Below are 276 nucleotides of genomic sequence, written 5' to 3'. Positions count from 1 at the left end.
CTGCGTGAGCGCATAAAGCCGGGCAAGGGCTGCCTGAGCCGTCTCGCGGTCCGCCTGGCTGAGGGCCGCATCCCCGGCCTCGGCCAGCAGCACCTGGGCCGCCTGACGCAGCGCGCCCGCCCGGTCGATCTGGTCCAGGTCTTCGGGCAGCGCCTCCACCGCCAGCGCGGACAAGTCCGCCTCGAACCAGCCGAAATCCGGCGCGCGGGCGTCCAGTGCCGCCTCAAGCGCGGCGCGGTCGGCCAGCGGAAGGCGCCCCGTCACGGTGATCCGCAG

The 276-nt window shown here is 74.6% G+C and carries 1 protein-coding gene; it reads right to left on the bottom strand.

The window, feature by feature from the left end:
* Positions 1-276, bottom strand: a 276-nt coding sequence (locus CKO35_RS17720; RefSeq protein ID WP_200177419.1) for a hypothetical protein, incomplete at both ends; no start/stop codon positions are given.

Origin of the sequence: Ectothiorhodospira shaposhnikovii, from assembly GCF_016584105.1 — a bacterium.
In the GTDB taxonomy this organism is placed as follows: Bacteria; Pseudomonadota; Gammaproteobacteria; order Ectothiorhodospirales; family Ectothiorhodospiraceae; genus Ectothiorhodospira; species Ectothiorhodospira shaposhnikovii.
The sequence above is the reverse complement of the archived record's forward strand: the minus strand, read 5'-3'. Positions and strand labels throughout refer to the sequence as shown.